The 19,299-nt window shown below is 59.0% G+C and carries 18 protein-coding genes and 1 pseudogene; 3 read left to right on the top strand and 16 right to left on the bottom strand.

The window, feature by feature from the left end:
• Nucleotides 1–840: 840 nt before the first annotated feature.
• Nucleotides 841–1,884, top strand: a pseudogene (gene nifA / locus EN852_RS31330) (nif-specific transcriptional activator NifA); the annotation flags it as partial.
• A 582-nt stretch (nt 1,885–2,466) separates the two neighbouring features.
• Complete coding sequence (locus EN852_RS31325; protein WP_024505228.1) at nt 2,467–3,033, top strand: sugar O-acetyltransferase; 567 nt, start codon at nt 2,467–2,469, stop codon at nt 3,031–3,033.
• A 307-nt stretch (nt 3,034–3,340) separates the two neighbouring features.
• Here the strand turns inward: EN852_RS31325 and EN852_RS31320 are convergent, their stop codons facing one another.
• The 15 genes from EN852_RS31320 to EN852_RS31255 form a co-directional block, all read right to left on the bottom strand.
• Complete coding sequence (locus tag EN852_RS31320) at nt 3,341–4,234, bottom strand: SIR2 family protein (protein WP_024505229.1); 894 nt, start codon at nt 4,232–4,234, stop codon at nt 3,341–3,343.
• A 34-nt stretch (nt 4,235–4,268) separates the two neighbouring features.
• Nucleotides 4,269–4,481, bottom strand: coding sequence for a putative nitrogen fixation protein NifT (gene nifT / locus EN852_RS31315; RefSeq protein ID WP_024505230.1), 213 nt, complete (start codon nt 4,479–4,481; stop codon nt 4,269–4,271).
• Nucleotides 4,478–4,798 carry a nitrogen fixation protein NifZ gene (locus EN852_RS31310; RefSeq protein WP_024505231.1) on the bottom strand — a complete coding sequence of 107 codons (321 nt, stop codon included), beginning with the start codon at nt 4,796–4,798 and terminating at the stop codon, nt 4,478–4,480. The genes nifT and EN852_RS31310 overlap by 4 nt, the downstream gene beginning before the upstream one ends.
• A gap of 85 nt (nt 4,799–4,883) precedes the next feature.
• The gene (locus EN852_RS31305) at nt 4,884–5,078 is read right to left on the bottom strand and encodes a 4Fe-4S binding protein (RefSeq protein WP_024505232.1); all 195 of its coding nucleotides are present in this window, start codon (nt 5,076–5,078) and stop codon (nt 4,884–4,886) included.
• A gap of 29 nt (nt 5,079–5,107) precedes the next feature.
• Nucleotides 5,108–6,589, bottom strand: coding sequence for a nitrogenase cofactor biosynthesis protein NifB (gene nifB, locus EN852_RS31300; protein ID WP_024505233.1), 1,482 nt, complete (start codon nt 6,587–6,589; stop codon nt 5,108–5,110).
• A 273-nt stretch (nt 6,590–6,862) separates the two neighbouring features.
• Entirely contained in the window at nt 6,863–6,934 is a 72-nt protein-coding gene (locus EN852_RS41745) for a helix-turn-helix domain-containing protein (RefSeq protein ID WP_245467364.1), read from the bottom strand.
• Between the two features lie 700 nt (nt 6,935–7,634).
• Entirely contained in the window at nt 7,635–8,216 is a 582-nt protein-coding gene (locus EN852_RS31290; RefSeq protein ID WP_287152319.1) for an alpha/beta fold hydrolase, read from the bottom strand.
• 396 nt (nt 8,217–8,612) lie between these two features.
• A complete protein-coding gene (locus tag EN852_RS31285) occupies nt 8,613–8,912 on the bottom strand; it encodes a ferredoxin family protein (protein ID WP_024505235.1) in 300 nt (99 codons plus the stop codon).
• A 12-nt stretch (nt 8,913–8,924) separates the two neighbouring features.
• Complete coding sequence (locus EN852_RS31280; protein WP_126080604.1) at nt 8,925–10,229, bottom strand: FAD-binding protein; 1,305 nt, start codon at nt 10,227–10,229, stop codon at nt 8,925–8,927.
• 10 nt (nt 10,230–10,239) lie between these two features.
• Complete coding sequence (locus EN852_RS31275) at nt 10,240–11,349, bottom strand: electron transfer flavoprotein subunit alpha/FixB family protein (protein WP_126063815.1); 1,110 nt, start codon at nt 11,347–11,349, stop codon at nt 10,240–10,242.
• Nucleotides 11,350–11,365: 16 nt separating this feature from the next.
• Complete coding sequence (locus tag EN852_RS31270) at nt 11,366–12,217, bottom strand: electron transfer flavoprotein subunit beta/FixA family protein (protein WP_126063816.1); 852 nt, start codon at nt 12,215–12,217, stop codon at nt 11,366–11,368.
• A gap of 188 nt (nt 12,218–12,405) precedes the next feature.
• The gene (gene nifW, locus EN852_RS31265; RefSeq protein ID WP_024505239.1) at nt 12,406–12,783 is read right to left on the bottom strand and encodes a nitrogenase stabilizing/protective protein NifW; all 378 of its coding nucleotides are present in this window, start codon (nt 12,781–12,783) and stop codon (nt 12,406–12,408) included.
• Between the two features lie 180 nt (nt 12,784–12,963).
• Nucleotides 12,964–14,175, bottom strand: coding sequence for a cysteine desulfurase NifS (nifS, locus tag EN852_RS31260; protein WP_126063817.1), 1,212 nt, complete (start codon nt 14,173–14,175; stop codon nt 12,964–12,966).
• Between the two features lie 158 nt (nt 14,176–14,333).
• A complete protein-coding gene (locus tag EN852_RS41090) occupies nt 14,334–14,504 on the bottom strand; it encodes a hypothetical protein (RefSeq protein WP_165349961.1) in 171 nt (56 codons plus the stop codon).
• A gap of 17 nt (nt 14,505–14,521) precedes the next feature.
• On the bottom strand, nt 14,522–14,842 hold the full coding sequence (locus EN852_RS31255; RefSeq protein ID WP_029356570.1) for an iron-sulfur cluster assembly accessory protein: 321 nt from the start codon (nt 14,840–14,842) through the stop codon (nt 14,522–14,524).
• A gap of 586 nt (nt 14,843–15,428) precedes the next feature.
• On the opposite strand from EN852_RS31255, the gene EN852_RS31250 reads away from it, so the two are divergent.
• A complete protein-coding gene (locus EN852_RS31250; protein ID WP_126063818.1) occupies nt 15,429–16,565 on the top strand; it encodes a ChuX/HutX family heme-like substrate-binding protein in 1,137 nt (378 codons plus the stop codon).
• Nucleotides 16,566–16,721: 156 nt separating this feature from the next.
• On the opposite strand, the gene EN852_RS31245 is transcribed toward EN852_RS31250, so the two are convergent.
• A complete protein-coding gene (locus EN852_RS31245) occupies nt 16,722–17,954 on the bottom strand; it encodes an MFS transporter (protein ID WP_127878927.1) in 1,233 nt (410 codons plus the stop codon).
• Nucleotides 17,955–19,299 lie beyond the last annotated feature (1,345 nt).

Genomic DNA, 19,299 nt, shown 5'->3' with positions numbered 1-19,299 from the left:
CGCAAGGTGCGCGTCGCCATGAGCAACGCCTTCGCCATGGGCGGTACGAACGCAGTTCTGGCATTCAGGCAGGTGTAGAAGCCATGCAAGACGCCTCATTTGAGGTCACCTGTCGTATCTAGCTGCTTGAGGGGCGGGGCATTGTGATACAGGGAGAGCTGTGGGGTCCCTCCTTCTCGGCCTCGACGATGTGGAAGGAGCCTGTGCGGCGAAACGGGCTAGACGCCCCCAGGCCCAGAACTTGGGCGAAACCAACTCCCACCAAAGGACAGCCGGTTTAGTAGCCGAACAATGAAACCTCGCTCGACGAGCCGCCGTCTCTACTGTCTCCGGCCTCACGCGGTTGAAGCGAACAGCGCAGCAGCTACTGTTCCGCACAACTCGGATGGCAATTGGGACAAGTCCGCACATGTCGTCACGTACGCTGAACGCCGCAGGTACAGCCAAACTGGGGCGGGGCGTTTCTGCCGTTTTGATAGAATTCTATCAAACTGACAATTTTCCTTGCATAAATGCAAGGAGAGCTCGGTTGACTCCCCTCCTTTCTTGTCAAGGATGAGTTTGCAGGCTGCGGTGCGGCAGAAGCCGGACAGAACAGCGACCGGTCGAGTAAAGGCCTGCGCAAACCGCATATTGCGAGCGCCCGCGCGGAGGAAGACGCTCGTCCTGGTGAAAGGCAACGATGCTCAGGCGCCATTGCCATTTGCCGAGGGCGTCCGCGCGCCGAAAATTTCGAAGCAACAAAGGTGAGATCGAGAATGATGATGACGAAATACAACACAGCTCACCGTCCAGTGCAGTTCTACCGGCGGGTGGCGGAGTGGGATGGGCTGCCAAATGGAACGTAAAAAGATCAGCAAGGAGATGCTTGGCGATAGTCAGGCGCTGCGCAAGCTGCGTGAGCACCTTGTCAAGGTGGCCAAGGCGAAGACTACGGTCCTGTTGCGAGGTGAATCCGGAACCGGTAAGGAGCTGGTTGCCAAAGCCATTCACGAGCTCTCGCCTCGCGCCAAGCAGCCCTTCATCAAGGTCAATTGCGCGGCGCTCACCGAGACGCTTCTGGAATCTGACTTGTTCGGTCATGAGAAGGGTGCCTTCACCGACGCGAGCAGTTTGCGCAAGGGGCGCTTTGAGGCTGCCGACAAAGGCACATTGTTTCTGGACGAGATTGGCGAAATATCAGGTTCGTTCCAGGCTAAGCTGCTGCGTGTCCTGCAGGAGCAGGAGTTTGAGCGCGTCGGCAGCAACCACACCATTAAAGTTGATGTTCGCGTGATTGCCGCAACGAACAGGGACTTGGAAACGGCAGTTCAACGCAAGGAGTTCCGGCAAGACCTCTATTATCGCATCAACGTCGTCACTTTACGCGTGCCGGCATTGCGCGAAAGGCGAGGTGATATTCCGCTCTTGGCCGCTCAGTTTCTCAAGAATTTCAATACTGAGAATGATCACACGCTGACCTTCGCTCCCGAAGCGATTGAGGTGCTAATGAACTGCGAATTTCCAGGCAACATCCGAGAGCTCGAAAACTGCGTTCAACGGACGGCAGTTCTGGCGACGGGTCCATCAATCCTCAGAACTGACTTTGCCTGTTACGCGGATCAGTGCTTGGCCGCGGCGCTGTGGAAGAACGGACCGCCGACGTCAGAGAAGTCGACTACGATCCAGCCTTCCGCCGCCTGTGCCGCCCCGCCCGTCGGCGACGGGCAAGCGCCGATAGGCCCTGCCACGAGTCGTGGTAGGGTGCCCGATGCCGATACGGTCATTGCTGCCATGGAAAAGTGTGGCTGGGTGCAGGCAAAGGCGGCGCGCCTGCTCGGTTTGACCCCGCGCCAGATCGGCTACGTGCTGAGAAAACGCGGTATCGAGATCAAGCGTCTCTGAAACAACCCGCCGAGCAAGAGCTGGAGCAGGTCAAGCATTGGTGCTCTGGCGAGCCCATCGGCCAGGCTTACGAAGTGGGTGTGAACAGCGCTGCCAAGATTCCGGCCGTGTGCTTTCTACCACGTAGTCATACTGGGGCTCTGCGACTGACAAACTAAAAAGGAGTAATCCTATGGCTAGTAACTTCGCTCTACACCGCAAGGCAAATCAATTCGACGTGCCTGGATCCAGAAATAATCGATGTATTATTGGTGACACGCCAGCATGCGTAGAGGCGACGCGCAGATCTCCGCTGGCGGGACCTGGTCGATACATTAGCTGATGGCTTACCGCTCGATATCACGCAATCTGAGATGGGCATGAAAGTGAGTTCGACCGCTGGACAGTTGCCGACCTCGTCAGGTATTGGCCCCTGCGACCGGTTGATCTGCGATATCCAAATTCGCGGAAGTTGGTCGAGACGAAACTGTCGCCCCGGCTCGTGACCGACCGCGCGCCCGGCAAGACCGAGTTACAAAGTTGCCGAGGCAGTTTGATGTGCGTTCCTGCATCACTGTACGGGACACGACCTGACGGGAGACTATGATGCGTAGCCAAAAAGAAAAGATGCTCGCAGGCGAGTTTTACAATGCGGCGGATCCGGAGATCCAAGCTGACCTGTTGGCCACCGGGGCTTGGCTCAAGCGGTACAATGATACGCTGGGGCAGACCACGGGGCATTGGCATGAGCTTTTGTCCGAGCGGCTGGGAGAGGTTGGGCGCGGAACGGTCATCCGTCCGCCCTTTTTTTGCGACTACGGATTCAATATCCGCATTGGAGCCAATGCCTACATCAACTTCAACTGCGTTATTCTTGACGTGGTAGAGGTCAAAATCGGGCAAGGAACGGCAATTGGGCCTGCTGTGCAGATTTATACCGCCGATCATCCACATGATGCCGAGCAGCGGCAGGCCGGCCTGCAGGTCGGGCGTCCTGTTCACATTGGCAGCCGTGTCTGGATCGGCGGTGGAGCAATCATTCTGCCTGGCGTCACGATTGGTGATAATGCAGTGGTAGGCGCTGGCTGCGTGGTCACACGAGATGTTCCCGCCGGGGCAAAGGTAGTGGGAATTCCTGCTCGCGTGGCCGACCCACATAAACAGGCATAATCAACCTCGTTGACCCTGGAGGTGCATGCGAACTGTCGAAACTGTGCCGAATTTTTGTCGAAGCCATTGAGCGCTGCATATGTTGTCGCGACTCGGGCGCTTCAGTTCTTTTGCCACGGGGGTCACAAGATCATGTGCGTAATGCCGCCGCAACGTGCTCACGTCCCGCAGCAGCGGACCCTTTCACATCGCCCAACGAATTCAGAGCCTACGTTGTGCTGCCACTAGCATTACTACTCACGAATGTATTCCCAACTGAGTTTTCGCCCTTGGAGGCAAGCAGCGACTCACCAGCAATCGCCGGCCATTAATCCTGGCTAGCATCGACCCCGACGAGGCGAGCCGCGGCGTTGCGGATCGGCATGTCGATGACCGTGATTGCGCCTTCGGCAAGGAAACGACGTTCGTTTCTGGTCAGCGTAGCCGAATCGATCACCGCAAAATGTGGGCCAGTGGAGCGCTTCATCAGCTGTCTGGCATATGTGCGCAGCATCTGATCGTTGAAGCGGCAGCCCACGAAGAAAAAACCCCGGTTGACGCGCCGTTGCTTCACCGCGTCCGGGATCGGCGTCTGGATATCAATTTCGGTTAGGACTTCGACGTAATCGGAATCAGCCACGAGGAAGTTTGCCGCCGGCCTGACGCTGCCGTGCGGCGCATAGAGCACCGTCCTAGCCACTTGTTCGGCCTCGAGTTCTGTTCCTGACAAATCGTAAGTTCTCGTCCAGATGTTACCGATTCCGGTCGCGCGCGTCGTTCCTTGTATCTCGACAACGTCTGTTTGGCCGGCCTCTGCAAGGGCTGCTCGCATGGCGCCATCGTACCAGCTGTCGATGATGACAGACAGTTGAAGGGTTGCGAGCCAGGCGTGAAGAACGGTCGGCTCGGCGGGGGCTGCGAATATCTCCGCCATCCACGCTTGGAGAGTCCGACGATGTCGGCGCTGCTCGATAAACTGCGCGACCGACCACATATTGGTGCGAATCCTGGAAGGGGCAGGCGCCCGCTTGTTGAGGGCCGCGGCGACATCTTCAGGGGTGCAAGGTACAGGTGATTCCGGTGGGTTAAGCTGCAGAAGACCAGGACCGAGATAGGGGATCACTCGATCGGCCTTGAGAGCGCCGTTCAGCAGGTCAATCAGTTTTTTGGCAAAACTGCCCCGGACGACGACGAGATGGTCCCAGCTCAGCATCGTGTTCATACGCGTTTCCTCTCCGCCACTGAACCCACCGGCATCAGGCCCCGTCGGAAATCTTCATCGCCTCGACGGTGATCGGCAAACGCGTGTCGCGCGGAAGGTCGGGCAGCATGAGCCGCCAACCGTTCCTGAGCGTCACGGTCCCGCCCCATAAGTCAGCGTTCTCAATCTCGGTGATCGGCTCTTCGAGATCCTTCTTGGGGACATAAGCCGACAAGCCAGTAGCGGTCCTGCGAATCATTACTTTCATCCGGCTGTTCCCCCGTTGGAAATGCCTTCAGCTCCGCAGGGAACCTCGACTTTGTCGAGGCTAATGAGTTCGCGCGCTCGCATGCCGACGACCGTGCCACGATCGATCCATTCGACCGCATAGATGAAGAATTGCTGGAGAAAGGTTCCAATGTCGCGCACGTAGCCTTCGTCGCCCTTCCGCACGAGGTTTTCGCCGATCTCCTTGCCGGGATAGGTGCCGTCGTTTTTTATGTGGCGTATCGCACGGACCCGCTCACCCTGCATGAACCGTGGCGGTCTGCCGATTTCGACCTCCTGTTCGCGTCTGGACCACATGCTGTCCATTCCTTTCTCGAGGCTTTTGTTGTGGTCGCGGGTTGCAGGCGTCGTCGTGCGGCGAACCCGACCGTTTCGGTAGGAATCAAGCGGGAACGCAGGTTTTCGGTACCGGACAGACCGACACGCATTGCTGCGTATCGAAGGCCTCCTTGCATTCGGTGCACTTGTTTGGATCGATCACATAGGCGTCGCCCTTGAACTTGATCGCTTCCGAAGGACATTCGAACTCGCAGGCCCCGCATTGGGTACATTGGGATGCGATGATCTTTAAAGCCATTCTAACTCCTGGTTATCGGACGAGACGGCTCAGGCCGTCGCCGCTAGTGGTCTGATCCCAAACTCTGCCGCGTAAAGTGCGCTGACTGCGGTCTCGATGTAGTCATGGCCATAGGCGTCGGTTACGCGCAGTCCAGCTCGCGAGAGTTGTTCCTTCGGGCGATTTCCGATCTTGGCGCATAGCACTATGTGTATGCCTTCGAGCGCTGCGATGACGCCCTCGAGGATGGCGTCTTCGCCCCCGCCTCCGAGGCAATACCGCTCGACCTTCCGATGCCCGACCAAGCTGATCCCTCTAGGCGAGACTTCATAAACCTGGAATTCCTTCGCGTGGCCGAAGTGTTCGTTGACCCGTCCACCTCCCTTAGTGGCCACCGCAACCAGAAGCGACTTTTCGGAGTCTGTTGCCTTGACCATACCGATGGCCTCGCTCCTCGCCGCCTCATGATCACGGCGCTCGTGTGCGACCACCTGCCGATAGGCCTGACGCTTGCCAGCATCGTAGGCGACATCGTCGGGAATCCCGTCCAGCGTGAATTCCTGGCCACGATCTTCACCGAGCAGGCCGACAGCATCTGCCCGGCACTGCCGGCAGTGGCGCATCAACTTGGCGCCACCTTCAAGTCGATCCTGAAGAGCCATCATCTCCATTGCCGTTGGGCCGCGCTGCCCGATGAGTCCGTAGTGGGTACCGTGCGCCGGGTCCGAAATCAGAGGCATCACGTTGTGCAGAAACGCGCCCCGCTCCCTGACCATTTTGTTCACCTCAAACAGGTGCTGGTCGTTCACTCCAGGAATCATCACCGAGTTGATTTTGGTGAGGATGCCGCGCGCGCTCAGCATCTCCAGGCCCAGCATCTGCCGCGCGTGCAAGATTCGAGCGGCTTCGATGCCGAAGTAGCGGCGATTTTCATAAAAGATCCATGGATAGATCTTCGCGCCGACTTCCGGGTCGACCATGTTGATGGTGACCGTCACGTGATCAACATTCATTTCGGCAAGCTCGGCGACATGGTCCGGCAGCACGAGCCCATTAGTGGAGACGCACAGCTTTATGTCGGGGATTTCCCTGATGACGCGGTCGAGCGTTGCCTTCGTTTTCTCCCAATCGTAACAGGCATCCCCCGGCCCAGCGATGCCAAGAACCGAAAGCTGCGGAACTTTGTTGGCAACGGCGATGACCTTGCGTAGCGCTTGGTCGGGCGTCAACTTCTCAGACACAACACCAGGCCGGCTCTCGTTGGCGCAATCGTATTTGCGATTGCAATAGTTGCACTGGACATTGCAAGCCGGCGCGACCGCCACATGCATACGCGCGAAATAATGATGCGCTTCCTCCGAAAAGCAGGGGTGATCCTTGATCCTTTCCCAAATAGCCGGATCCCCTTCGCCCGGGCTGGTCGGCGACGAGCCGTAGGAGGACGATGCGCAGCCACCGGATTTCGCGGCTGCCAGAAAACCCTCGGATGTCGTGCTAGTCGGCCCCTCAATCGAAACTGTCGGTGAGGACATCAAACGGCTCCGTTGCTGGTAACGTCGCGGTTCAAGGTGCAAGAGCCATACCAACTGAAAAAAGCGGCTTCAGTTCACTATTCGGGTCGATATCGCATTGTGTCAGGCCGGCGCGACACAATTTTGTCCTGCTTGCGACAGTGCAAGTCCAAATCCGTTCAGAAGCACGAAGCACTCCTTGTCGCGCACAGGGCGCGCAAGACCACTGGCCTGACGATTGGCTCATCAGGCTCTTAGAATTTCCTTCACCTCGATACTATGCCGGCGTATCGCCTAGCCGACTTGTCGCAGCTTGAGGCCGAGAATTCGAGCCGCATTAGCCTGAACCCAGCCGGCCTTCTCCATTGTGTCGATCAGCCGTCACGCTCCGTCCGCCGCGGTCTCAGCCCCCGTCCGGCCGTATCGTTAGAATCGCAAGTGGCTATCTCGTGTTCAGGGGGCGCCGATGCGCCGAACCGGCATCGTGCTGGCCCGTGAGAGCTCGTCGATGACATTGCCACGTTCCGAAAGATTGGTTCCTTCCAGAGGAGAACGCCAAGCACGCAGTTCTCCGGCTCGGACGTTGCCGGGGAAATAGCATTGCGAGATCAGCTCAACTGCCGACGGCGCAAAGCCATGGTTCTCCATATTTCAAGGGTAAGCGCTGTGTCCTTCCAGGAGGACCCGCGATCTGTGGGCCTGCCGATTCTGAGGTGGATCGGAGATCGGCTTGTGTCTGAACTTGAACTTACGATTGACCCTGAGCGGCAGCCTCGGCGTTTTCGAGGGTGATCAACGGCGCTGTTGGTCGGCGGCATTGGTCGATGGACGACAAGGCACGGAGTCATTCCGAGACCCTGGAGCCGACGCGGTGATCTCGGAGGTTGCCCGGCGCTACGGGCTGCGGCCGCGGCGGAACGCTCGCAAGCTTGCGACGTCGGCAGGACAGGCCACTCCCGCCTAGTGGTTTCGGTGGCGCCACCGGAACGACCCGTTGGGCCTATCCGTGCACCAGAGCTCAAGGCCACGGCCTGAGAATCGGCCGCCGCTCACCCTACTTGGTTCCTCAGCCGACTGCGCTAAGAAGGAGAGCAACTTCCGTCGGCGCGAGGATCATTGCGTCGTGGCCAGTGGCGAGTTCCTGCCACGCCCAGCCATCCTGCTTCGCGACCCATTCTCGCGCTCCCGCCATCGGCGGGTGGAGTGGATTAGTGCAGACGACATAGGTTCGGGGTCTGCCGTTGCCGAGCGGGTGCTCGAGCTTAAGTCCGCTTTCGTAGGTGCCTGCCGGATGCGGTGTTATCCGGCGCCGCACCCAGTCCGTGAGCGAGTGTCCCTCGGGAATGCCGAATGCTGTTGGCGGCGGAGTCGGCATGAAGATACCCCGTCCTTCCTCCGCAACCAATTTTCGACGGGCCGCGACGATGTCGGGGGGCATGGTGCTGAATACACTTTGACCGCTCTCGACGATGGCGCTGTCGAGATAAACGAGATGGCTGATATGGTCGGGTATCCGGTCGGCGGCGCCGGTGATGCTGATGCCGCCTAGACTGTGACCGACAAGGATCACATCGCTCAGCTCTTCCGTCACAATGTGGTTGACGATGTCGGTCACGAATGTGTCGGGCGTGATGTCCTTGCACAGCAAACGTGCGCGTTCGCCGACACCTGGTCGGCGTGGTCACGTGGCATCCCATCTTGCGAAGATTGGCAGCCACGTCCCGCCAACACCATCCGCCATGCCAGGCACCATGCACTAGCACATACGTCTTTGCCATGGGTTGTGCCGTTCCACTTGCTCACCGGCCGTTGTGGCTGCCATCCGGCACGATGGCCGGGCGTTGTCCCAAAGGGGCTCGACCACGTGACCGGTGGTAAGTCCGGCGCACAGGGCAGCGCCGTGGCCTGAGGACACCGCTAACGAGTCAAGGAAATTTGAATTGCGAAAGGCCAATATTCACTAGCTCTTTGCAAGTGGATGGAGAGGCTCATGGTGTGCCGCAGTTGCTCGCTGCCGGCATGCTCTTGGCACGGTCCCGGCTGATCATCCGAACTTGAACAGGACACCAAAGCCGCCGCGCGGATAGTTCCACTCGATGTCGCCGCCTTTCTCGCACAATATCCGGCAGGTGCCGCATTCCATGCAGCCGTCGGCGGTGATCTCGACTTGACCCTTGTCATTCAACTCATAGCATTTCGCCGGACAGACGTAGGTCAACGCAAGCAAGTTCGCGCTTGGCTTGTCGTGCGGTCGCACTATAATATGGGGGCGGCCGGAATCGACCAGATAGCGGTTCTGGTAAAGTTTGTCCTCGACACGAACCTTCGTCACTGCGATCGTCATCTTGTACCCTCTTCAGCGCCATGCCAATGCCAGGCGGACCGCGTCGCTGACCAACCCCCAGCGCGAGCGCGCGTTGATGAAGGCGGCCGTGGTGTTCTTTTCCTTCTCGATCTTCGGCGTGCCGTCGACACGCATGAAGTTCTGAGCGGCATGCGACATCAGCCGCGGATAGCTGTCAAAAAAGTTGCTGGAATTGGTGTGGAGCAAGGCTGGCATGTCCTTGTATTTCTTAAGATCCTTGATCACAAAGGAGTCATCCAGCATCGTCTTGTAGAGCGCAAGGTTCGCTTTGGTCATAGGACCGTTGCGGCTTTTGACTTTGATGATCGCCTCAGCCGCGACACGACCCGAGGTCATGGCAAGGTTCGAACCCTCACGGTGAATGGCATTGTTCAGTTGCGCTGCGTCGCCGACGATGACCCAACCGTCGCCGAAGAGCTGCGGAATGGCCTTGTAACCACCTTCGGGGATAAGATGGGCGGCATATTCTTTCACCTCCGAGCCAGCGATCAGCGGCCGGATCGAAGGATGGTTTTTCATCGCATCCAGGAGGGCGGACGGGCTCTCCATCGTCGCGGCGAAATCCGAGACCAGGCAGCCGATGCCGAGTGATATCGACTCCTTGTTGGTGTAAAGGAAGCCGAGCCCGGCCATGCTGCGAGAGATCGTGCCCACGGCCTCGATTACGCAGCCTTCATCGCCCTTGACCCCGAACCGCTGGCCAATGACCTCTTCGGGCAAGAAATGCATTTCCTTGACGGCAAGCGCCACGGTCTCCGGCTTCGGCATCTCGCGCAGGCCTGCGCGAGTGCCAAGCAATCCCGACACCCCTTCTGCGAGAACGACCACATTCGCGAAGACCACTCCGCCAGCCCGGTCTGTGCGGACGCCGATCACCTTGCCATTGCCATCACGGACGAGTTCCGTCGCGGTCGTCTCACACAGGACCGTCGCGCCAGCCTCGCGCACCTTGCGGGAAAACCATTTGTCGAACTGGGCGCGAATGATCGTGTAGCGGTTGGGTTTCGCCTCATTGAAGTCGTCCGACCGGTAATGAATTCCGGTGTGAGACGTGTCGTCCAACACCCAAAGTCGCTGTTCGACCAGGTGCCGCTCGAGGGGCGCATCATCCCGGAAGTCCGGGATGATCTTCTCCAGCATGTTCGCGTACATTATGGCACCCTGGACGTTCTTAGAGCCCGGATATTCCCCGCGCTCCAACTGCAGTACCTTCAGCCCCTGGCTTGCCAAAGTGTAAGCAGCTGCGTTTCCAGACATGCCGGCTCCGACCACTATGGCATCGAATTGTTCAATCATGTCCTCTCCCTCAACTCGCAAGCTTGTCTCGACTGTGCGGCGACAGCCGCCGGGTGAAGGCTTCCGTCAGTGCGGGCAGGAAGCGGATTGCATCCGTGACGATCCCGAGGTGGGCGAACTCGAAAATCGGCGCGTTCGGATCGGTGTTGATCGCGACGATGAGATCGGCCCCCTCGACCCCAACTCGGTGCTGGATGGCGCCGGAAATTCCGGCCGCGATGTAAAGCTTCGGTCGAATGGTCTTGCCAGTTTGTCCAATCTGTCGATCAGCCGGCATCCAGCCCTTCTGGACCAAGGGGCGCGAACAGCCATGCTCGGCGCCGATCGCTCGGGCAAGATTCTTCACAAGCTGAAGGTTCTCCGCCGCTCCGAGACCGAGGCCTCCCGCAACCACGACATCCGCATAGGCAAGATTTGCCATTGCCGACTGGTTATCCGGTAGGAAGCCGAGGACTTTGGTGACGATATCGTCCTCAACGAGCGACAGCTTGTGCCGCATGACACGCCCGACCGGCTTATCCACCCGTTGCGGCATAGGCATGACCCTTGGTCGCACCGTCGCCATTTGCGGCCGGTAATTTAGTGTATAGATCGTACACAACAATGAGCCACCAAAAGTCGGACGGGTCGCGGCGAGTGAACCGTCGGAATCTACATCAAGTTCGGTGCAGTCGGCCGTGAGCCCCGTCTGCAGGGTCGTCGCTACCGAGCCTGCAAGATCCCTGCCCAGTGTGGTCGCGCCGAGAAGGAGGATTTCGGGTTTATGGGTATTGACCAGATCCGTGAGCGCCTTGGCGAACGGCTCGTTCCGGTAGTCGGCGAGCGGCGGCGCATCGACGATGTAGACAAGATCCGCCCCGTAAGCGAAGGCCTCGGCAACAGCGTCCTCGACCATCTCGCCCGGCGGTCCCAGCACGACGCCCGCGAGCTGGACTTCAAGCTTGTCGGCCAATTTGCGGCCTTCGCCCAGCAGTTCGAATGATACAGGATGCACATTGCCGCGTTCGAGCTCGAGGAAGACCCACACGTGCCGGTAGTCTTTGAAATGGTCGGGAAGTTCTTTCTTTACACCGGCACGGCCGGGGGCAATGCGAGGGGTGGTTTGGCTTGCGGTCGACATTTTCTGCTCCTGGCCGTCACGTGCCGCTGTTGAAGGCCAGCTCATGTTCCAGCGCCGGCCGGCGGGTTAAGATATCGGCGATGAGTTCATCGGCTATGTCCTGCAAGCCCCTTTCCGCGGTGTCGATCTGCGCCGCCCTTTCTGCCCGTGCGGTGGGGGCGAAAACACGCTTGACGACTGTAGGCGAGCCACGCAGACCGCACCGGGTGAGATCGTCAATGCCGGCGTCGGCTGCAGTCCACTTCACGACTTGCCTGCGCGCCGCGCACAGAGCCTGCTGGAGCGAGCCCCGGCGGATTTCGTTGGTGTCTTCCAGCATGGTAATGAGGCAAGGGAGTCTGCTCTTCAGCAACTGGGTGCCGCCTTCGGCGCGACGCGCGACTTCGATCTCTCGCGTATCGAGATCGATGGAGGCAATCTTCGCGACATAGGTAAGTTGCGATAAATCTAGGCGCTTGGCTATGCCCGGTCCGACCTGGGCGGTATCGCCGTCAATCGTCTGCTTGCCGGTGAAGACGATGTCCGGCCTGCCGAAAGTCTCCCCAATTTTTGCGATTGCTTGCGAAAGAGCAAAGGAAGTCGCCAGCGTATCGGATCCGGCAAAATAGCGGTCCGTCAAGAGAACTGCTCGGTCAGCACCGTAACCGAGCGCCTTTCGCAGCGAGTCCTCCGCCATGGGCGGACCCATTGTGAGCACAGTAACCTCGCCACCATGAACGTCGCGCAGTTTGAGCGCTTCTTCGAGGGCGAACAGGTCGTAAGGATTGATGATGGTCGGAACACCCTGACGCATGATCGTGTTCGTCACCGGGTGCACGCGGATCTGTGCCGAATCCGGCACCTGCTTGATGCAGATTACGATATGCATTGGCGGTTTCTCTAAGCTCCCAGTCCGGATTCGTGCTTGGCGGTTCGCCTCATTGCCTGCATCGTTCATGCCAAGTCGTCTTCCTGCCTCTATTCCAGAAGGTGGCTTCGTTTGCTTCCGAGGAGGCGTCATGAGGACTGGATTTGTCGACTTCTCGACATTGTCGCGTCGCAGCCGTGTCGGGCTCATTACTTTCCGAACCGCTTCAGTGCAGAGTCGAGCGGGACGAAGGCGCGGCCAGGTGCGGGACATATGTTTGGATCGTGGTCCCTTAGCACCTTGAACACACGTTGCGTGAGCGGCGAGGAAGTCGCGAAATCTTCGTAGGCGCGTTCCAGCTTGGCGCGCACCCGCGCGGCGATTACCTGGTTAGGCAGACCGGAGAAATCTTCTTCGGCAAGGTATTGGCCCACGCGCTTCATGATATGGAGCCGCGAGACATTCATCACTTTCGGGTCGTAGGAGACGCCAAGGCAGGCGAAGAAGTCCTCCGCGGCCGACAGGCCCTTCAGTCGCGCTAGGATATCGGTGCGATCGATCGGGCGGCTATCAGCGGAGCAGTTCATTGTATTCTCCCGGCGCGTAATTGTGGTGTCGATGCATTGGTGACATTGCTGACGGCGTGCCGACCTCTGGCACGGCGGCTGGGCAAGAGACTTGGCGATCTCAAGCTTTTCTGAAGTGGTGAAGGCGACCCCGAGTTTGACTGCTCTCCATTGCGCAGGGTCGTCACGTTGAGGAAGACCTCACGGCTCGTCGGCTATTGTGCCGCTCGGACCCGGGCCGGAATGAAGCTGTTCTGCACCTCGCCCGCACAGTCCAGCACTGGGAACGGCCCGTAGCTTCTCGGTGATCGCAGGCAGGACCTCAAGCACGCGGTCTACGTCATCTTCGCCGTTGTCACGCGACAAGGAGAAGCGGACTGCCCCACATGCCGCGTTCATAGCGATCAGAACATGGCTCGGTTCCAGTGAGCCAGAGGCACAGGCGGACCCGGCGGAACAGGCGATTCCCAGCCGGCTCAGGACAATTGGAATTGCATCGCCTTCGATACCTTCGAATCCAATGTTTGCAGTGTTTGGCAATCGCTCTTGCGGATCGCCGTTGATGGATGTGTTTGGGATGCGCTGGATGATCCCGTTCTCAAGGCGGTCGCGCAACCATTTTATTCGTTTTGTCTCGTCCATGAATTTCAAGGCGAGTTCGGCCGCCATGCCCAGTCCGACTATGCCGGGTGTGTTTTCAGTGCCTGCACGCCGGTCGCGCTCTTGGTGCCCACCCTTGATCATGGAGGAGAAGCGCACGCCACGTCTTACATAAAGCGCGCCTATCCCCTTTGGACCATGCAGCTTGTGGGCGGAGAGCGACAGCATGTCGATCGCGGTCGATTTCAGCTCAATCGGAAGCCTTCCGACCGCCTGCACTGCATCAGTGTGGAAAAGCGCGCCGACTTCCCTGGCTAGATCGGCAAGCTTAACCACGGGAAAGATCGTACCGGTCTCATTGTTCGCCCACATTATCGAGACGATTGCCACTTGTGGAGTGAGAGCGGTTCTGTAGGCGTCCAGGTCGAGCCGGCCGTGGTGATCGACTGGGATAATGTGCACCTTGACGCCGCGCGTCTTTTCAAGGTGCGCGCACAACTTCAGAACGGCCGGATGTTCAACCGCGGAAGTCACTATTTCCGTTCGGTCGGGCATCACCTCCAGCGCCGAAAGGATGGCTGTACTGTCGCTTTCAGTCCCGCCCGAGGTGAAGATGATCTCGTCCTCGAATCCCGCGCCGATGAGGGCTTGCAACTGTTGCCTCGCCTTTCTCACGGCTTCAGCAACCGATGCGCCATAGGCGTGCATGGACGAATGATTGCCAAATTGCTCCGTAAAGAAAGGCAACATCGCTCCAACGACTGCAGGATCAACCCGCGTCGTTGCGTTGTTGTCGAGATAGACAGGGTTCATGGGAGTGATCCTTCAACTGCTGAAATGATTCAAGGGTAGGCGGGCCATTGAACCTCTGGCGCATATCGTATCTGGTAAGGTGGGCGGCCGGGCGAGCGATGGCTTGGCTGACCGGTCGCTGTCGACATTGCCCTTTGGTGGCGGCATCTGCCGGGAATTCAGCTGTTTCGGGCAATTTTGTTTGCTTGCCCACGGCAACGATCGATGATCGCGATTTGGCGCATCACCGAACGCAATTGTTCCGGGCCGACAGTGCGTGTCGGCCGGTTCCAGAGCGCCGGCGGTGCCGGTTCGACGCAGTATTCCTTGGCGTCGCTATAGTCGAACATAGCCTGTTCCCTCGCAATCATTTGCAGGACTTGCCGCAGCCGCACGTCTCACGCGCATTGGGGTTATCGAAAACAAAGCCGGATGTTTCGAGCCCAGTGACGAAGTCCACGGTCATGCCGGCTGCATGGGGTTGGGAGCCTCTATCCATGAACACCTTGAGCCCATCTCGCTCGATGATCGCATCGCCCTCACGTGAGACGCTCTCCAGGCCCATTGAGTATTGGAAGCCGGCGCAGCCGCCGGCATGGACCATGATGCGAAATCCTTCCGCCGGCTCGCTGGCGCGGTAAAGAGCGGCCTTGATGGCGGCAACAGCGTTGTCGGTGAGCGTAATCATGGCTCGATTTCTCCTCGGTCCGACGTTTTCGCGGATCATCTCGCATGGACCGTGCCAAAGGGAAGACGTGTCAAAAACCGTAGGACATCCCGACGTCTCTTATGCTCGATTGCTGGGGAGACGTCCGACAACCGACACTTACTGTCGGATTTGTCGCGTCCGCGTCACAGGAAGGGCGCCTGAGTTCGCGATGCACTCACGCGTAAAGCAATGAACAGAGCCAAAGATGTTCAGAGCTTGCCGCGGAGCAACTGGCACGATTTTTGTGAAGCCTTCGTTGCGGCGGCAAAATTGCCGGCCGATTCACCTTTGGGTTGCCCTCGCAATCGAAGAACGAAGGAGAGCAATATGATCCATCAGACCCGCCTTGAGTGGGAAAGCAGCACCGCCGGTGGTACCCGAATGCTCGATCGGCCGATTGGCGCCGACCACCCAACAATCGCTCTCTACCGGCGATTGGCCGCTGACCGCCCGGAGACAGGATTCGACTGGCATGTGCCTGACGATCGATCGCGTCCGCCGTGCACACCCCTGAGGCCCGTTTTTCGATCGATCGTCAAAAGAAGAACGGGGCAGGGGTAAAAACATGGATCAGCGCAAGAAGCGGTCGCCCAACGAAATCCGGCGTGCGTGGGAAGTCTGTCCGAACATTCCCGCGCGTGATTTCGCAGCCCAATTGGCCATTTCGGAAGCGGAACTGGTCGCGGCCCATTGCGGTTTCGGCGCGGCACGCATCGACCCGCGCGTCAATCACGTTCTGACGGGCCTCGAATTCGTGGGCGAAGTGACGGCGCTGACCCGCAATCAAGGTGCCGTGCACGAAAAGATTGGCGTCTTCAACAGAGTGATAACCGGCAACAATCACGCCATGGTCCTTGGTGACGAATTCGACCTTCGCGTCTTCCCGCAAGCTTGGAGGTATGGTTTCGCTGTTGAAAGGCGCCATCGCGGCGGAATCCAGCGCAGTTTGCAATTCTTCGACGCCACCGGCGCAGCAGTGCATAAGGTGCATCTCAGGCCGGTCTCCAACCTTCATGCCTATCGAAAGCTGGTGGCCGAGCTCGTATCCGCCAACCAGGAGCCGACCATGTCGCTTAAGGCGAGAGTAGCCGACCTGGGCGCGAGGACTGCGGACTGGGCCGGCACGGTGGACGACCTACGCGAGCACTGGAGCCGGCTGACTGACGTCAACCTTCTAAAGACGCTCAAGCTCAGCCGCTGCCAGGCTTTGCGCATGGTCGGCCAGGATTACGCTTGGCTGCTCGACAATGCCGCAGTTGGCGCCGTGCTCCAGCGTGCGGCCGAAGACGAATTGCCGATCATGTGCTTCGTCGGCAACCGAGGTTCTATCCAGACCCATTCCGGCTTAATCAAGTCGGTCAAGCAGATCGGGCCGTGCATCCATGTGCTGGACGAAACGTTCCGGCTGCATCTCAGGACCCACCAAATCCGTGAGGTTTGGGCCGTGCGCAAGCCGACCAATGACAGTCACGTCACCTCGCTCGAAGCATATGGGTCCGACGGCAAGATCATCATCCAGTTGTTCGGTGCGCGCAAGGAAGGCGAACGCGAGCGCGACGACTGGCGGGTTCTGGCGGAAAACCTGCCTCGTTTCCCCGACAGCTACATGAGAAAAGACCGATCGTCGTCGGTGGGACGCCGGCGCCCATCTGCCTCCGCAGCCAGTAGCCGGGCATTGAAGCCGAGACCGGGGACACGATGACGCAATAAGCGCGCTGTATTATCGCAACGCGATGAGCAGGAAGCAATTTGGCGCTGCCCCATCGACCGCATGGTTACGACGAAGCCGCGGCCTTTGGGCCGAGCTCAGAGGTGGCAATAGCGTGAACGCCGCCGACCGTCACTCCCCACCAGGCGGTCAGGTTTTGCGGTTCGGGCCGAGCAAAAATACTGTCAAGACAGCGAGGAACGTGGCAACCGCGCTGTAGACAAAGACACTGGCAATACCCGTGTGATCCACCAATAGGCCACCGAAAGTTGTGCCGGCTGCGATGGCCACTTGGAAGGTTATGACCATCAGTACACCAGCGCTCTCGGCCTGTTTCGGAGCGGCGCGTAGCACCATCCATGTCTGCAATCCGACCGGGACCGCGCCAAAAGCAAAGCCCCATACGGCAACTGCAATTGCCGAGGTCAAGGCCGATGCTCCCATAGTCAGGAGCGAGACAGCGGCTACGGCAATGAGCAGGGGCGGCAGGGCCGCGACCGCCTTGAGACTGTGTTTGGTGAGGAATGCGCCGGCTAAATTGCCGAAGACGCCGGCCGTGCCAAAAGCAAGGAACACGAGCGGGATTGACTTCTTTTCGAGCGCAGGAACGCTCTCGAGAAAGGCGCGGATGTAGGCGAAGCTGGCAAAATGGCCGGAAGCGACCAATAGCACGACTAGCACCGCAACCTTCATCGCCGGATTCTTCGCGACATCCAGCGGACTGCGGAATCTGCGCACTTCGATCGGAGGCAGTGGCGGAATGGTTACGAGTTGCACGAGCAGCGCAACGGCACTCACGATTGCGGCGACCTTGAACGAGGCTCGCCATCCCCAAATGTCACCGACATAAGCGCCGATTGGAGCCGCGCAGACGGAGGCGACAGAAACGCCGGTGAGGATGATCGACATGGCGCGCGGCATGAGGTGACTTGGAACCAGCCGCATCGCCAACGCTGCCCAAATAGACCAAAAACCACCAAGCGATATGCCAAGGACGACGCGTGCCGCCAGCAAAACCGGCAGCGACCCCGCAACCTCTGCCAGAACGTTCGACAGGATCAGCAGGAGCGTCATCGCCCAGATGACGACCCTGCGGTCCAGACGCTTTGTCACGATGGCGATTATCGGTGCCGAGATCGCCGCGACGATTGCGGTCGCTGTTAGCGCCTGTCCAGCCGTGCCCGTGGTGATACGGAGATCATGCGCGAGCGGTGTCAGAACGCTGGCGGGCAGAAACTCTGCCGTCACAAGCCCGAAGGTGCCGAAGGAAAGCGAAATGATGGCACCCCATGCAGGGCCAGAACGTTGATAGGGACTTTCTGGGTCAAGCCGATCTCGGTCGAACAAAGCCGCGTCCACTAAATCTGTCGCCGATTCGGTCATGAATGAGTTCTCCGGCTAGGAGCTGTTGCAGCAGGGGTGGCTACATCGCCGGGGATCAAAGCCGCGAGACCTTCCGGCGGCGGCCAGTCGGCATCAGTCGAGGCCTCGGCGCCCGACGCATCCGAGGCCTCATCGGAGGGCCGACGGACCCAACCGTCGACAATGCGGGAGAGTTCTCGGCGCGGTCGCATCGATCGCATTCGTCGAAGTGCGGTCTGTTCACTGCGAACCAAGCAAGCCGAACGCGGTGTCCTCGATCGAGGCCTTGATGGGGGGATGATCGACGATCTCTATATTGCTTTGAAGCAGGAAGTTCCGTCGCCATATGTGGTTATCCTGGCAGCCAGAATTGAGCGGTTGTCGCAAGCACCAAGGCGGTCGCAATGAGTGCAACGAGGCGGAAGTCTGATCGATGGCTGCGGTTCGATGGCCGCGCGATCGACAAAATTGAGGTGATGAGTTATCCCTTTTGAAGCCGTTGCTCCCAATTCTGGGATAAGGTAATTGCAGGCGGTCCCAGCAACGTCGGGCGGCCTTTTTGGTGATCGAATTCATGGGACGACACTCTCGGTCCGTGACGCATCTGCGAATGACTCCGCAAGTTCCGTGCCATCAACGACAAATCTGGCTCTGCTGAGCGGGTGGTGGAGGCACGAGCGTGGGCTATCCCAAGAGCTTGCCGCAAGGTTGTTCGAAGTTGAGGTGCCGGATAGACCGCAAATATGTCGGGCGGCCTGGGGTTGGCCAACACGAAGATGCGCAAGTTCAAAAGGACGAGCTGAACCCTTGCCGATATCCATCCGAGGCTGATCTGGAGAAGGTCAAGAACTGCGTCTTGAAGGCTTCCGCCGCACCGGCAAATGCTAAGCCAAGGTGCTGGGCAAGATGGACAGGGCCATCCAACCCGTCGACTGGACGCTCATTAATGGCGTCGGTGTGGCTCTGTAGCTGGCGAGAAAAACGCCCTGCTGAAAGACAAAAGCTCGTGTGGCCGGCTCTGAAGGACGGCCAGTGAGGCAGGCGAGGAGAGGCTATAGCCCATTCGTGTAGACTGATCTTGTCCCACGGAGGCGGCTAACCACCCCGCCAGACATCATCGAGGGGAGCGCCACTAGGCTTACCCCAAGTGTTGGTCATTTCCACCTGGGTGACCTCGGCCAAGTCACCAAGCCGCTTAGAGCAAGCTTTCGAACTGGATGCTCCCCGGGCACATGATCGGCTAGCTGTGAGCTTTCGGGAGGTTGTCCATTCGGACCGGACCGAGGAGACTGGAGTTACCACGCTTCAGCATCCATCGGAGGATCCGAATGAACATCCATAAGAATGCCCGTCTCACACCGCTGCG

Origin of the sequence: Mesorhizobium sp. M2E.F.Ca.ET.209.01.1.1 (genome assembly GCF_004010375.2) — a bacterium.
In the GTDB taxonomy this organism is placed as follows: Bacteria; Pseudomonadota; Alphaproteobacteria; order Rhizobiales; family Rhizobiaceae; genus Mesorhizobium.
This window is presented reverse-complemented; position numbering and strand designations above follow the sequence as displayed.